We start from the raw sequence: 15,191 nt of genomic DNA on the forward strand, positions 1-15,191 counted from the left end.
GGTTATTATCTACTATTTTAGCAAATATGGATAAAAAAACCTATCTATTATTTAATTTTAGATTGAATATCAAAAAACGTTTCAAACAGCTTAACTATTAAATGGATTAAGAATAACAAGAAAGGACTACACAAAGTGTGCAGTCCTTGTTGATACCTAAATATCTCCGCCGATTATCTTGATACTGTGGATGCTCAATAGATTCTCTTGAATATTAATGTTGATACTGAAAATATCGCAGGGCCATTTGCAACTGGCGGTCATTTTCTTTTTTTCTTTTTGCTTCAGCCACTTTCTTTTCCATCTTCCTAACTGTTTTCTCATTAATGATACCCGTATCCGGCAAGTTATGTTCTCTTTGGAATCGTTTCACAGCTGTTTCCGTTGTTTCACTATAGTAGCCATCTACCCGCCCCGGTTCATAACCCAGGCTTTTCAAAATCAACTGAGCATTTTTTACCTGCCCATTATTCATATCTTTACTTAGCGGCTGATCAATTTGTAATGGGTGGACATGGTACAAATCCGGCTGAACAACATAAATATCCGGTTTAATTCCTCGTCCGTGAATCCAGTTCCCATCCGGTGTCAACCATTTATACATCGTTAATTTTATATAGCTCTTATCCCCTAAATCGACTTGTTGTTGAACCGTCCCTTTTCCGAATGTCGTCTCGCCAATGGTCGGATAACCGCCTGCCTCCTTCAATGCGGCTGCTAAAATTTCTGAGGCCGATGCGCTTCCTTTATCGGTTAAAACCGCGATGGGATAAGGTTTCTTTTCTGCTAATTTCGAAAAATATTGTTCTTGCCCTTGATCTCTTCCCTCAATTTGAAACATCGGTTTTTCTTTTGGCACCAACTCTCCGGCAATTTTCTTTACACTTTGCAAAAGACCACCCGGATTGCCGCGGACATCAATAATTAACCCATCTATTTTTTCTTTTTCCAAAGTATTTAACCGGCTTAAAAAATCTTCGCCTGTCTCTTCCGCAAATGAAGTGATCGTAATATATCCAATTTTCTTTTCTTCCTGTTCAATAATTTCAGAAAAAACTGTTTCAATTGGGATTTTATCTCTTATTACTTCAATCGAAATCGGTTCACTTAAACCTTCACGTAATATTTGCAATGATACCGTCGTTCCTTTTTTGCCGCGTACTTTAGATGTTACTTCATATAAATCTTGACCCTTAACATCTTGTCCGTCAACGGCAACAATCTCATCAAAAGGTTTCAGACCCGCTTTTTCTGCCGGAGAATTTTTAAATGGGGATACAATAATGACCTTGCCGTCAACTTCACTCATTTCAGCACCAATTCCTTCAAAAGAAGAGTCTAAAGATCGGTTAAATTCTTTTGCTTTTTCCTCATTCATATAAACCGAATAAGGGTCACCCAAAGTGGCCAGCATTCCTTCTACCGCCCCTTCAACAAGATGTTCCGGATCCACGTTTTCAATATACCCTTTCGTTATCAGCTCATAAGCCTGTTCTATTTTTGAGAATTCATTTGGCAAATGACGATATTCTGTCTTTCTTATCTCTGTTTTGTCATCTGAAAATATCTGTATACTTGTGTAAGTTGCTAATGATGAAAAGATTATTGCAAAGGTCACCAAAATTGCCACGTGGGTTTTTCGCAAATCTGTCACTCCTTGCCATTAAATGTCATTCATTCAAATATATGAGTTTAGCGGACAAGTTATGAACTAGATTTTTATCCCTTATAAGAAGTTGGTAGCGGTACTCCATGGCTTTTAATAAATGTTGTGTAGGTCTATTCATTTAGGTTTTGTACATCGGTCCCTGTGTTTTTTCATCCTATATCCGGTGTCTTTTCATCTTTATTCATAAACGTTTAATAATAAAAATTCACTACTTGCTTTATTTTGTTGTATAATATTGAGGTGAAATTTTGTACAATCTGTAGAAAAGACGATTTTCCGCAGTACATACATTACCGTATATTTCTTACTAAAATATATCTATTCTATATGGAGAAAGGCGTGTGTCCAATGGGTCGTAAATGGAATAACATCAAAGAAAAGAAAGCACAAAAAGATAAAAATACAAGCCGGATTTATGCGAAATTCGGTACGGAAATTTTTGTTGCCGCAAAAAAAGGGGAGCCGGATCCGGAATTAAACCAAGCGTTGAAATTTGTCATTGAACGGGCAAAAACGTATAATGTTCCGCGTCATATCATTGATCGGGCGATTGAAAAGGCAAAAGGGGGTTCGGATGAGCATTATGATGAACTCCGCTATGAAGGTTTCGGTCCAAACGGTTCGATGATTATTGTGGATGCCTTAACCAATAATGTCAACCGGACTGCAGCAGATGTCCGTGCCGCATTTGGTAAAAACGGTGGAAATATGGGGGTTACCGGTTCTGTAACGTATATGTTTGATGCGACTGCAGTGTTTATGTTTGAAGGAAAAACCTCCGATGAAGTACTTGAAATTTTACTGGAAGCGGACATTGATGTTCGTGATATTTTGGAAGAAGAAGACAGTGTGATTGTTTATGCTGAACCGGAACAGTTTCATGCAGTTCAACAAGCATTGAAAAACGCAGGAATTACCGAATTCTCCGTTGCGGAAATCACAATGCTCCCACAGACAGAAATCACATTAAGTGGTGAAGCAAAAGCCCAATTTGAAAAGTTAATTGATGCGTTAGAAGATTTGGATGATGTTCAACAAGTTTATCATAATGTTAATTTGGATGATTAATGAATGGAGAAAGGCCGATTTTGGTTTCAATCAAGTGACCGGAATCGGCTTTTTTTAAAAGATAAGAAAGTATAAAAATACAAGTAAATAACTTGGGATTAGTTTTATTGTCTAGCTCCGAGCGCCAGCGACTGAGAAACTAGCTCCCCTTTAATGTGCTCCTGCGCCATAGCCTATTCGAGGAAGCGGATGTTCAGCTCGTCGCAAAGCTTCATGAAGTACATCAAGGAAGATTACTCATGAAGTTCGCTCAAGTAGCAGCTTCACTACGATAAGTCAACATCGGCTCGTCCCTCGCCGTGTTTCCTTTTCCTTAGAAAAAGCTACTCGCTTTTTCTTCGTGCGATGCTTATTCAAGGAAGATTATTCAGAGTCCTCGAAAAAGCTAATCGCTTTTTCTTCGTGCGATGCCTATTCGGGGAAGCAAATCTGTTCTCATTGCGGGGCGCTCCAGTTTGTACGTCGCTAAGCGGGCGCTCTGCGCTTTTCTTATACGTTAATATATAATCTCCAATAAGGATGTGAATTCGACGTGCAATTTTATTTTTAATATATCGGAATTGATTGTCTGATCTAGATTCTGCGATGTGAATTCGACGTGCAATTTTGCTTTTAATCGAAATCTTCATGCCAGGCGTATTTACTTTTATTGCCTGCCCCGAAACCATTAAAAAACTACCGGATCATTTATTTTCCGGTAGTTTTTATAAAAGAAAAAGGTGATTTTTCCTTCATCCATTTCATCTTAGCGTTTATTAAAAATGGATATAGCTTCTTGGGTCGACGGCATTGGATTTCGCAACATTCCATTTTCCAACATGAAGTTCAAAATGTAAGTGAACACCAGTTGATTGTCCGGTTGTCCCTTTTGCACCGATATATTGGCCTTGCTGAACGACGTCGCCTTCGTTAACGCTTCGGGATGAAAGGTGAGCATAAATTGTATCATATGTTTGTCCATTAATATAATGGGTTATGAATACAACATTACCATAACTCGAGGAGTAATAGGAACGGTAGACAACCCCTGATGCTGCCGCATAGACAGGATCCCCTGCTGAACCGCCGATATCAATTCCAAAATGATGTCCTGACCCACGACCACCAAATCCGGATGTTATCGATCCGCCAGTCGGACGAATAAATAATCCGCCTGTTACAGGTGCAGCCGGTGCAGAACTTCCGCCACCGCCACTTGCAGCTGCTTCCCGTTGTTGAGCTTTTGCTGCTTCAGCTTGTCTCTTTTGTTCCAGCTCAATGGCCTTCTTTATAGCGGCTTCTTGGTTTGCATACAATTGCTGTTGTTCTTGTAAATCCATATAATGCTCTTCTAAGGAATCTTGTTCTTCTTTTAACTTGGCTAAAATTTGATCTTTCTCTGCCTTTTTCGTTTCTAATGTTGCTTTTGTTGATTCCAATTGCCCTTTTAAAGTTTCGATTTGTGCTTTTTCTTGCTCAATTTTCAATTTATTTTCATTTAATAATTTGTGATCCCGTTTATGTTCTTCAATAATTGATTTATCAGCCTCCATAATTGTGGAAACTGCAGTTACGCGGCTAATAAAATCGGTAAAACTCTGTGACCCTAATAAAACGTCTAAATAATTGACTGTTCCGTTCGCTTGCATAGCCCGGGCACGTTCTTTCAAGAGCTGATCACGTTTTTTTATTCTTTCCTCTATTTGTTTAATTTCATTTTCTAAATTCGTAATCTCTTGATTTTTTTGGTTGATTTGTTGATTGATTTCATCCAACTTTTGTGTCGCCTCTTGAATTTCTGCATCCAATTTTTGCATATCTGCACTTAATGCCGCTTGATTACTTTTATTTTCCTCAAGTTTTTGGGATGCCTCATTTAATTCGGAAATGACACTCGATTTCTTTTGCTCTAACTCTTTTTGTTGTTTATTCAGCTCAGAAACTGATGCGGCATGAACAAAAGAACCATTTAACATAGTTGTTAATCCTAAAGTAAGTGTGATAGCTAATGTAAGTTTCTTTCCTTCCAACCCTTTTCCTCCTTTACTCGTTGAATTATTATGTATGTGGCCCTTTTTCCATACAAAGAAAAAAAGGACCTGATAAGTTATTATGAAAACTCGGCGATTGCTGAGCCTTTAGGCGAGAGCAGAGCCGTAGTTCACCGAAAAAATATAAAATTTTTTCTGTTGCGATGTAATCCCGCGAAGCTTTCCTTGTGCACTTATGCGTTAGGAAAGTAGAAATTGAAAAATTATATTTTCCTATTAGCTGAAAAAAGTCTATTAAACTTTTAAAAACTTACGTACAGACATCATACTTCCCCATACACCAATGATGCAGCCCATCAACAGTAAAAGTAGACTTACTTGATAGACAAAAGGAGTGAATTCAAGAATTTGAATAAAATTCCCTTCCAGTTTTGGTGCCAAGTATCCATAAATATTTTTATAGAGAATTGCGATAATAGTTATAGGTATGATTGACCCAAAGATACCTAACCACAATCCTTCCAAAAAGAACGGCCAGCGAATAAAACCGTTTGTTGCACCAACCAATCGCATAATCTCAATTTCTCTTCTTCTGGCAACAATCGTAATTTTGATCGTATTTGAAATTAAGAAAACCGCTGTTAATAGCAATCCGATGATGATCACAAGACCGACATTACGACTGATACTAATAATCTTAAATAATTTATCTACATCATTTTGGCCGTAATTGACAAGGTGAACACTTTCCAACTTTTCAATTTTTTTAGCCACCTGCTTCGTTGTTTCGGGTTCTGCTGCCTTAACAAGAAAGGCATCATTGAGCGGATTTTCCTGTTCGTAAAGCTTTAAAATTTCCCCTTGTTGTCCAAAACTATCAACTAATTGATTTAGCTCGTTATCCTTTGAAGAAAATACAACCGACTTGATTTCAGGCATACTTTTCAGTTCCGTCTCGAGTGCCTTCTGCTGCTCCGGGGTTGCTGTTGTATCAATCAAAACTTTAATGGTTACATCTTCTTCAATGGAATTAGCTACTTCATTCAAATTCATTAATATCACATAAAAAACGCCAACTAAAAGAAGCGTAACTGTAACAGCACCTACTGACGCAAAAGTCATCCAGCCATTACGCCAAATGCTTTTAAAACTTTCCCGTACATGTCGTCCGATTGTTCTAAGCTTCATAACCGTAATCACCTCGTTGTTCATCTCGGACAATCATTCCTCCGTCAATGGCAATAACACGATGCTTTTTCGTATTCACAATATCTTTATTATGAGTTGCCATGACAATCGTCGTTCCATGAGAATTGATTTTCTCAAATGTTTTCATAATCTCCCATGACGTATCAGGGTCAAGGTTTCCCGTCGGCTCATCCGCTATGACAATACTTGGTGAGTTAACGATTGATCTCGCTATAGAAACCCGTTGCTGCTCCCCGCCGGATAACTCAGATGGAAGCATACGGGTTTTATGTTTCAAATTAACCAATTCTAGTACTTCCATAACTCTTTTTTTAATGATTCTCGGGGATTCTTCAATTACTTCTAGGGCAAAAGCAACATTTTCATATACCGTTAAAGACGGCAAAAGCTTAAAATCCTGGAAAACAACACCAATGCTTCTTCTAAAGAGAGGAACTTTACTACTTTTTAATTTTGCTATATCTATACCATTAACAATAATTTTTCCACTTGTGGGCTTTTCTTCACGATACATCATTTTTATAAAAGTAGATTTCCCCGCACCGCTTGCACCAACGACATAAACGAATTCTCCTTGCTCAATCGCCACATCGATCCCATTGGCTGCCACAACACCATTCGGGTACTTTTTATATACATTTTCCATAACAATCATTTACAATCACCTATCTAAATTTGTCATTTCTTATATATCAACTTTTTATTTTATCGTCTGCAATTTTCTACACATCTACCATTATAACATCATATTTTGACAAATTGAGATAAAAAAAGATTACATTTATGTTTCAGAAGGTGTGGTTTTATTGGGGGATTTACCATTTTTTGTAGAATAACCAAAGATTATGTCGTTCTCTTCTTATCATTATAATAATGAAACAAATATCGGTAAAGACAAAAAAAAAAATTATTGATAGATTTTTTAGTACTTTTGATCTATATTTTAAATTATTGATAGATTTTTAGTTCTTTTGACCTATGCTTTGAATAAGAAAAGCGCAGAGCGCCCGCTTAGCGACGTACAAACTGGAGCGCCCCGCAATGAGAACAGACTTGCTTCCTCGAATAGACACCGCACGAAGAAAAAGCGATTAGCTTTTTCTAAGGAAAAGGAAACACGGCGAGGGACGAGCCGATGTTGACTTATCGTAGTGAAGCTACTCCTAGAGTGAACTTCATGAGTAATCTTCCATGAAATACTTCATGAAGCTTTGCGACGAGCTGAACATCCGCTTCCTCGAATAGGCTATGGCGCAGGAGCACATTAAAGGGAGCTAGTTTCTCAGTCGCTGGCGCTCGTAGCTAGACAATAAAACTAATCCCAAGTTAATTGCTTGTATTTTTATACTTTCTTATACTATAAAAAAATCCCCCACCTAATTATGTGGAGGATTCTTTATAATGTTATTCCTGCGTTGCCAGCCAATCGGCAACTTTTTTCGCATCTTCACCTTTTAATAAACCATCTGGCATATCGCCAATCCCTTTTTCTATAATATCTTGAATCTCTTCAGAAGAATATTTTGACCCAATCTTATCTAAATCCGGTGCATAACCTTTCTTCAAGTCTGCACCGTGACAACCGGAACAACTTTGTGCAAATAACTGTTCTCCGGTTAAATCTGAAGTTGTTCCACTGCTCGAATTGTTATTCCCACCGCATGCTGTCAATGATAACAGCAAAAAGATACTGCCAAAAGCGTAAAATATCTTCCTCTTCATTTCGTATTCGACCCCTTACTTGAACATCTCGGCATTAAATATTCTCGTACTTATCATTAAGTATACATGATTCCCCGATTGGAATACTAATACCGGAACTTATCAGCAACGAATTTTTGAAAAGGTGCTGCAAGTTTGTCGGGCAGTAATCCCGACTTCAAGATTTTGCAATTTACAAAGTGGAGGTGAACTGCCTGCATGCGTCCGTCTGGTTCACCCCCCACTGATGGAAGTTTCAATTTATCGATGAATTGTTTTGAAACCCTGGCCAAGCACCTCTGAAGCATCAACGACAATAACAAAGGCGTTTGGGTCTATGTTTCGTACAGCTTGCTTCAGCCCGGTAAATTCCGACTGATCCACGACAACCATGATGGTATTCCGCTCCTGATCCGTGTAACCTCCATAGGCCTTGAGTTTCGTCAAGCCGCGATCAATTTGTTCTAAAATGGCACGTTTTACTTTTTCTTCCTCATTGGTAATAATAAGAACCATCTTTGAACGACTCCATCCGATTTGAACAAGGTCAATCGTTTTACTAGTTAAGTATAATCCGATTAAAGCGAATAAACCTTTTTCAATATCAAAAACAATACTGGCGGAAATAACGATTAAACCATCAATAAGTGCCACAGATTTCCCTAAGGATATTCCGGTATATTTAGAAATAATTTGAGCAGCTAAATCCGTCCCGCCGGTTGAAGCATTCCCGCGAAAGACAATCCCAATACCAAGGCCGATACCAATTCCTCCAAATAAAGCAGCCAGCATTGGATTCAATGTCCACGGTTCCAAATCTTTTGTTAAAAAAACAACAAAAGGTACAAAGAGCGTACCAATCAGGGTTTTGATACCGTATTGATATCCTAAAAAAATAACACCTGCAATAAACAGTGGAATGTTTAATGACCATTGGACATAAGCCGGTTCCCAACCAAAGAGACCGTGTAAAATTGTACTTATGCCGCTAACTCCACCTGAAGCTATTTCATTTGGCAGTAAAAGCACATTAAATGACACAGCAACAATGCCGGCACCCACTAATACATAAATATAGCTCAATAATTTTTCCACTAGCGGTATTTGTATCGTATTTCTAACCCGTTTCCCCATAGCTGTACTCCTTTATTTTTTTCTATTGAGCTCAAGCAAAGATATGTAGACGATGAATAAGCTTTTCCACACTATATTTTATTCGTTTTTTTGTTCGAATTGCAATAATTATTTACCCGTGGAAAACGGGAAGTAGCGCTTTGAACTAAAAAAGGACCGGTTGCAAGAACCAGCCCTCTTTTTCTTTCATTATTGAATTCTGACGGACGACAGGTGCAACTCCTTTTACATCATTGGATTCTCGACCTTAAATAAGCATCAATAAATTGATCAATTTCCCCATCCATTACGGCCTGGACATTCCCGGTTTCCGTATTAGTCCGGTGATCTTTAACCATCGAGTACGGATGGAAAACATAGGAACGAATTTGACTTCCCCAGCCAATTTCTTTTTGCTCACCACGAATTTCCGCCAGTTTCTTTTCTTGTTCTTCCACTTGTTTTTGATATAACTTTGCTCTTAACATGTTCATTGCTGTTTCACGGTTTTGAATTTGAGAACGCTGAGCCTGACTGGCAACGACAATCCCGGTTGGAATGTGCGTAATCCGTACAGCTGAAGATGTTTTGTTAATATGCTGTCCACCCGCTCCACTTGCCCGGTACGTATCAACCCGTAAGTCTTCCGAACGTATTTCAATTTCAATACTGTCATCAATCTCCGGCATAACTTCACAAGAAACAAAAGAAGTATGACGACGGCCGGCAGCATCAAACGGAGAAATTCGGACAAGGCGGTGAACACCTTTTTCAGCTTTTAAATAGCCGTAAGCATTATGCCCTTTAATCGAAAGCGTAACACTTTTTACCCCTGCTTCATCTCCCGGTAAGTAGTCTAATACTTCCACTTTAAATCCTTTTTGCTCTGCCCATCGTGTATACATTCTTAAGAGCATCGAGCACCAGTCTTGTGATTCCGTACCGCCTGCTCCCGGATGAAGTTCCAGAATTGCATTATTTTTATCATAAGGCCCATTGAGTAACAGTTCCAACTCAAATTGGTTCATACGTTCAATGAACTCAAGCAGCTCTTTCTCTAAATCTGCTTGTAATTCAGGATCCGGTTCTTCTTTCACTAATTCAAATGCCACTTCCAAATTTTCATAGGTTTCATTTAAATCGTGAAATTCATTGACCTGATCTTTTAAGGCATTTGCTTCATTAATGATAGCTTGTGCCTTTTCTTGATCATTCCAAAAATCGGGCATCGACATCACTTCATCCAGTTCGGCAATACGAGCCTCTTTGTTTTCTAAGTCAAAGAGACCCCCTAAACTCTGCTAAACGTGTAGCTGATTTTTCAAGTTCATTGCGAATTTCCGCTAATTCCAAATTAATCACCTCTAAAGTACTTTTGTATTCTATGGTTTTTTAGATTTTCTTTTCGACAATTTATGATTAACACCTAAACAGCCCGGTTTTCTAAGTAACTTACGCTTAAAGTGCAAATATTGTGTGGTTTTATATATGGTCCATACTATATTTAGCGTAAAATTTTCCGTTAAACTATTTTAGGTGCTAACCCGTTTATATTTTCCGGGAAATATTTTGACAAAAGTTGCGTATTTTTACAAATATCATGGATTTACTTAGCCAAATTGTGACAAGAGCTTAATTTTATTATAGGCGTTTACTATGAAACGTAGTAGCTGTTCGCCATCATGAGTGAATAAGGACCGCTATCACAAAAATTATACAAGCTTTCTGTGATAGCGAAATAGGACAGATCCCGCAAAAGTTTTCCAAGTCCACGCCTGTATTTTAAGTTCTTTATCATGCAGTGAATTTAGGGCCGCTTTCTGCAAAACTTTTCCAAGTCAGGTCTTGAATTTTAAGCTTCTTTACCGTGACAGTTTTTATACTTCTTCCCGCTGCCACACCAGCATGGATCATTCCGGCCAATTTTCTTTTCCACTCGAATCGGTTTTCGTTTCGGTTTACTTTCACCGTCAGAACTAGGAATGACTGCTTGACCCTTGGCAACTTCTTCACGTTTTAAATTATTCACGATTTCCGATTTCATGATATATTTGGCAACATCATCTTCAATTGAATCCACCATTGCTTCAAACATCGCATAACCTTCTGTTTGGTATTCACGTAACGGATCGCTTTGACCATATGCACGTAAATGAATCCCTTGACGTAATTGGTCCATTGCGTCAATATGATCTGTCCATTTGGAGTCAACCGTCCGAAGTAAGATGACTTTCTCGAATTCCCGCATTTTTTCCGGACCGAGTTGTTCTTCTTTTTCGTTATAGCGTTCAATTACCTTTGCAAAAATCAAATCAATCATTTCTTCCGGTTCTTTACGGGTTAAAACATCGATGGTTATATCATTTTCCGGGAGAAGATTGGCATTAATAAAGTGAACGAGTCCTTTTAAATTCCAATTTTCCGGGGGCTCTTCTGCCGAGGCATAGGAATTAACGTTTTTCTCAATAACCGATTTAATCATTTTTTCAACAACATCACGAAGATTATCGGAATCAATGACCTCGAACCGTTGTTTATAAATAATTTCCCGTTGTTGTCGGATGACATCATCATATTGTAAAAGTCGTTTCCGAGCGTCAAAGTTATTTCCTTCAACCCGTTTTTGGGCTGATTCGACAGCTCTTGTGACCATTTTACTTTGGATCGGTTGTGTGTCATCCATACCGAGCTTTTGCATCATGGATTTCATATTATCTGACCCGAAGCGACGCATTAACTCATCTTCCATTGACAAATAGAATTGAGTTACCCCTGGATCACCCTGACGACCGGAACGCCCACGTAACTGGTTATCAATACGACGGCTTTCATGTCGCTCTGTACCAATAACAGCAAGTCCGCCTAATTCCTTTACACCTTCACCAAGCTTAATATCTGTACCACGCCCGGCCATGTTCGTAGCAATTGTTACGGCACCTTTTTGTCCTGCTTGGACAATAATTTCTGCTTCACGTGCGTGGTTTTTCGCATTTAATACGTTATGCTTAATCCCTTTTTTTGTTAACATTTGTGAGACTAATTCCGAAGTTTCAATGGCAACAGTACCGACAAGCACAGGTTGTCCTTTTTTATGCCGTTCAGCGATATCCTCTACAACCGCACGAAATTTCCCTTTCATTGTCGAGTAAATCAAATCCGGACGGTCATCACGAATAATCGGACGGTTGGTAGGAATAACGATAACATTCATATTATAAATATTACGGAATTCCTCTTCTTCCGTTTTTGCCGTACCAGTCATCCCTGCTAGCTTTTCATACATTCGGAAATAGTTTTGGAAGGTGATCGTCGCCATTGTTTTGCTTTCATTTTGAATCTGTACCCCTTCTTTGGCTTCAATCGCCTGGTGTAAACCATCACTGTAGCGACGACCTTTCATCAAGCGGCCGGTAAATTGGTCGACAATAATGATTTCACCGTCTTGAACAACATAATCGACATCACGTTGCATAATCGCTTTGGCCCGTAATGCTTGGTTAATATGGTGGTTAAGTGTTACATGTTGGAGATTAAATAAATTGTCAATCCCAAATGCCTTTTCTGCTTTTGTCATCCCTTCTTCAGTTAATTGAACACTTTTTGTTTTAATATCAACCGTATAGTCGACATCTTCTCTTAATGTATTAACAAAAGCATTCGCTTGAACATATAGTTGGGTTGATTTATTTGCAGAACCGGAAATAATTAGCGGTGTTCTTGCTTCATCAATCAAAATGGAGTCCACTTCATCGATGACCGCAAAGTTCAAAGGCCTTTGTACCATTTGCTCCTTGTAAAGAACCATATTATCCCGCAAATAGTCAAAGCCAAATTCATTATTTGTTCCATAGGTAATGTCGGCATTATAAGCAGCTTGTTTTTCTTCACGAGTCATTTCAGACAAATTTAATCCGACAGTCAAACCGAGAAATTCGTAAACTTGTCCCATTTCAGTGGCGTCACGTCTTGCTAAATAATCGTTGACAGTAATTACGTGGACCCCTTTTCCGGAGAGTGCATTTAAATAAACCGGCATTGTTGAGGTTAATGTTTTCCCTTCACCGGTTTTCATTTCGGCAATATTCCCGTCATGGAGAACAATGCCACCCATCAATTGCACGTGGAACGGATATAAACCAAGAACACGACGCGCAGCCTCCCGAACCACAGCAAATGCTTCAACTAAAAGATCGTCCAAAGTTTCCCCATTATTTATTCGATCCTTAAACTCCACTGTCTTTGCACGCAACTGATCATCAGTTAGCCGCTCCATCTCATCAGCCAGCGCTTCAATTTGGTTCGCTTTTTTCTCTAACCGTTTTAATTCCCTTTTATTAAAATCAAATACTTTATTTAAAATATTAGCCATTAGCCAACGCTCCTTTTAAAGAATCACCTAACAATAAACTTCCGGCTTAAAAACAGGTCGATTAACATAATAATCGACCAAACTGAAATTTATCTCATAACTGTATTCCGTTATATAATATCACTAACAATTGAAAGTGACAACTTCCGAACGGGACAGATATAGTTGAATTTCCGAATTTTCATATGCTTATTTTACCACTTTTTATACATTGTTATTTTTTACACAGCTTTTTTTAATGAGTGTAATGAGTGGAAAATCATATGAAAAACCCGCAAAGCTGAGTCATTTGCGGGTTTTCCTAATTTATAAGTATAAGTGGAATTTTATATTTACACCGTTTCGATCAAACCGTATTTCCCGTCTTTTCTGCGGTAAACGATATTAGTTGTATTCGTTTCAGCATCGGTATAAATAAAGAAGTTATGACCTAATAGGTTCATTTGAAGAATGGCTTCTTCACTATCCATCGGTTTTAAATCAAACCGTTTGGTCCGGACAATTTCGAGTTCCTTTTCATCTGCTTCATCTTTTGCTGCCTGAGCCGGTGTCGATACAAACAGATCATTGGATTTTAACTCGCGAAATTTGCGATTTACTTTGGTTTTATATTTACGGATTTGTCTCTCCAATTTATCAGTAATCAAGTCAATTCCTGCATACATATCGTCGTTTACTTCTTCTGCTCTTAATACTAATTGTGGTAGCGGAATTGTTACTTCAACTTTTGTTTTTTTACCATTGTACACTTTCAAATTGACATAAGCGATAGCTTCTGTCGTATCAGTAAAATATTTTTCCAATTTCGTAATTTTCTTTTCGGTATACTCTCTTAATGCTGGAGTTACTTCGATATTTTCGCCACGAATGTTGAATTTCATGCGCTAACTCCTCCTTTTTTGTAACTATATTTACATATTCTCCAAAAAAAAGTAAATCCCTGCTTGTTCAAAAAAAACTTTTGTCGAATTCATGAACTTTTGAGAAGAAAAAACATCTCATTGAAACTATGTTGGTTCCAGAAATATTTTATTTCTATATTTCTATCTTTATTATGATAAAAAAGGAGGGGGAAATCAACCCCTTCCAAAAATCTTCCTTCATTTGATAATATTATGATAAGAATGGAAGGAAAACAAACCCTTCCTAAAAACTTCCCGTATTTAATTCTCCCACATAACGGACAGCTGATTGTCTTTATTTCTTTTAATTATAAAAATAACCGTGCAAATGCGACTACGATTTCACTGACCTATGCGGTTTAACTTTATTTCTTTTTATCATAAAAATAACCGTCCGTTTGCAAAGAACCATATGGGTTAATATAGCCTGTATGGATTTTTTTTCGCTTTTTAACTTTTGTAATGTCCTGTTGGATTGTCGCTTTTTCTTTATTTAATAATTGTAATAACCGATCGTTCAATTGCAGTAGTTGTCTACCAAGAACTTGTTCCCCATCGGAAAACGGAGGGGTGATTTTTTTCATCAAGTCATCCCTTTTCCGTAATTTATCTTGCAGTACGGAAATTTTACTATCTCGATCATCATTTTGTTCATCTTCAAAAAACCGGATAATTTCCGCCGTTAATTCATAACATTCCTTTAACGGATGCATTATACTTGCCCGTCCTTCGTGTAAGTTTGTTGGCGATTTAGCTTAATAACTTCTTTCCATGTATCACGAAAATCAGTCATGATTGATTCGGCCTCTTCTAAGGCAGCAAGATCATTTTTTACATTCGCTTCAATTAGTTTCGTTCTTACAAAATCATAAAGAGCCATCATTTGTTTAGAGATTTCAATATCCATATTTAAAGTTACCATCAGTTCATTGATGATGTTCTGTGCTTTTTGTAAGTTCGTATTTTTTTCTGTAATATTTTTTTCCTCGATTGCCTTTTTTGCCAAATTTAAAAACTTTAGGCATCCGTTATATAACATTAAAGTTAAGTCCCCCGGTGATGCAGTAAGAACTGAATTTTCCTGATAAGCTTGATATGGATTAGACACTGCCATAGTTTATTCCTTCCTTTCCGGAAATAACATAAAGTGAACATTCAATCGACGAAGGGAATCAATATCCCTCCACTGG

General features: G+C 37.9%; 12 protein-coding genes. 1 reads left to right on the plus strand and 11 read right to left on the minus strand.

Translation table 11 applies throughout. The features are described from left to right. Nucleotides 1-214: 214 nt before the first annotated feature. On the minus strand, nt 215-1,645 hold the full coding sequence (locus NSQ14_RS15975) for a S41 family peptidase (protein WP_034772553.1): 1,431 nt from the start codon (nt 1,643-1,645) through the stop codon (nt 215-217). Nucleotides 1,646-2,017: 372 nt separating this feature from the next. On the opposite strand from NSQ14_RS15975, the gene NSQ14_RS15980 reads away from it, so the two are divergent. Then, the gene (locus NSQ14_RS15980) at nt 2,018-2,737 is read left to right on the plus strand and encodes a YebC/PmpR family DNA-binding transcriptional regulator (protein WP_034772555.1); all 720 of its coding nucleotides are present in this window, start codon (nt 2,018-2,020) and stop codon (nt 2,735-2,737) included. A gap of 755 nt (nt 2,738-3,492) precedes the next feature. On the opposite strand, the gene NSQ14_RS15985 is transcribed toward NSQ14_RS15980, so the two are convergent. From NSQ14_RS15985 to fliS, 10 genes are all read right to left on the minus strand, one after another. Beyond that, on the minus strand, nt 3,493-4,746 hold the full coding sequence (locus tag NSQ14_RS15985) for a murein hydrolase activator EnvC family protein (protein WP_346216582.1): 1,254 nt from the start codon (nt 4,744-4,746) through the stop codon (nt 3,493-3,495). A gap of 255 nt (nt 4,747-5,001) precedes the next feature. Continuing rightward, nucleotides 5,002-5,895 (minus strand): permease-like cell division protein FtsX, encoded by an 894-nt coding sequence (gene ftsX, locus NSQ14_RS15990; protein WP_034772576.1) that lies wholly within the window; start codon nt 5,893-5,895, stop codon nt 5,002-5,004. Further along, the gene (gene ftsE / locus NSQ14_RS15995; protein ID WP_041845561.1) at nt 5,885-6,571 is read right to left on the minus strand and encodes a cell division ATP-binding protein FtsE; all 687 of its coding nucleotides are present in this window, start codon (nt 6,569-6,571) and stop codon (nt 5,885-5,887) included. Before ftsE ends, ftsX begins: the two co-directional genes overlap by 11 nt. 749 nt (nt 6,572-7,320) lie before the next feature. Then, a complete protein-coding gene (locus NSQ14_RS16000; protein ID WP_095142436.1) occupies nt 7,321-7,638 on the minus strand; it encodes a c-type cytochrome in 318 nt (105 codons plus the stop codon). 240 nt (nt 7,639-7,878) lie between these two features. Next, the gene (locus NSQ14_RS16005) at nt 7,879-8,751 is read right to left on the minus strand and encodes a YitT family protein (protein WP_041902995.1); all 873 of its coding nucleotides are present in this window, start codon (nt 8,749-8,751) and stop codon (nt 7,879-7,881) included. A gap of 230 nt (nt 8,752-8,981) precedes the next feature. Then, nucleotides 8,982-10,083, minus strand: a protein-coding gene (gene prfB, locus NSQ14_RS16010; protein ID WP_141227989.1) for a peptide chain release factor 2 whose coding sequence is annotated in 2 segments (ribosomal slippage) — nt 8,982-10,010 and nt 10,012-10,083 — 1,101 coding nt in all. Because the reading frame shifts where the segments join, the coding sequence is not laid out codon by codon here. A 499-nt stretch (nt 10,084-10,582) separates the two neighbouring features. Next, nucleotides 10,583-13,099 (minus strand): preprotein translocase subunit SecA, encoded by a 2,517-nt coding sequence (gene secA, locus NSQ14_RS16015; protein WP_034772586.1) that lies wholly within the window; start codon nt 13,097-13,099, stop codon nt 10,583-10,585. A gap of 332 nt (nt 13,100-13,431) precedes the next feature. After that, nucleotides 13,432-13,980: a ribosome hibernation-promoting factor, HPF/YfiA family gene (gene hpf / locus NSQ14_RS16020; RefSeq protein ID WP_041848160.1), complete on the minus strand. Its 549-nt coding sequence runs from the start codon at nt 13,978-13,980 to the stop codon at nt 13,432-13,434. A 386-nt stretch (nt 13,981-14,366) separates the two neighbouring features. Next, nucleotides 14,367-14,714, minus strand: coding sequence for a flagellar protein FliT (locus tag NSQ14_RS16025; RefSeq protein ID WP_034772589.1), 348 nt, complete (start codon nt 14,712-14,714; stop codon nt 14,367-14,369). Continuing rightward, nucleotides 14,714-15,115: a flagellar export chaperone FliS gene (fliS, locus tag NSQ14_RS16030; protein WP_108898701.1), complete on the minus strand. Its 402-nt coding sequence runs from the start codon at nt 15,113-15,115 to the stop codon at nt 14,714-14,716. Before fliS ends, NSQ14_RS16025 begins: the two co-directional genes overlap by 1 nt. Nucleotides 15,116-15,191: the final 76 nt, after the last annotated feature.

Source organism: Caldifermentibacillus hisashii (assembly GCF_039654145.1).
Lineage (GTDB): Bacteria > Bacillota > Bacilli > Bacillales > Caldibacillaceae > Caldifermentibacillus > Caldifermentibacillus hisashii.

What these genes read in the sequence shown, in the direction of transcription:
- ftsX (WP_034772576.1), bottom strand. Translation starts at nt 5,895, where the DNA reads ATGAAGCTTAGAACAATCGGACGACATGTACGGGAAAGTTTTAAAAGC.
- hpf (WP_041848160.1), bottom strand. Translation starts at nt 13,980, where the DNA reads ATGAAATTCAACATTCGTGGCGAAAATATCGAAGTAACTCCAGCATTA.
- NSQ14_RS16000 (WP_095142436.1), bottom strand. Translation starts at nt 7,638, where the DNA reads ATGAAGAGGAAGATATTTTACGCTTTTGGCAGTATCTTTTTGCTGTTA.
- fliS (WP_108898701.1), bottom strand. Translation starts at nt 15,115, where the DNA reads ATGGCAGTGTCTAATCCATATCAAGCTTATCAGGAAAATTCAGTTCTT.
- NSQ14_RS15980 (WP_034772555.1), top strand. Translation starts at nt 2,018, where the DNA reads ATGGGTCGTAAATGGAATAACATCAAAGAAAAGAAAGCACAAAAAGAT.
- NSQ14_RS16025 (WP_034772589.1), bottom strand. Translation starts at nt 14,714, where the DNA reads ATGCATCCGTTAAAGGAATGTTATGAATTAACGGCGGAAATTATCCGG.
- secA (WP_034772586.1), bottom strand. Translation starts at nt 13,099, where the DNA reads ATGGCTAATATTTTAAATAAAGTATTTGATTTTAATAAAAGGGAATTA.
- ftsE (WP_041845561.1), bottom strand. Translation starts at nt 6,571, where the DNA reads ATGATTGTTATGGAAAATGTATATAAAAAGTACCCGAATGGTGTTGTG.
- NSQ14_RS16005 (WP_041902995.1), bottom strand. Translation starts at nt 8,751, where the DNA reads ATGGGGAAACGGGTTAGAAATACGATACAAATACCGCTAGTGGAAAAA.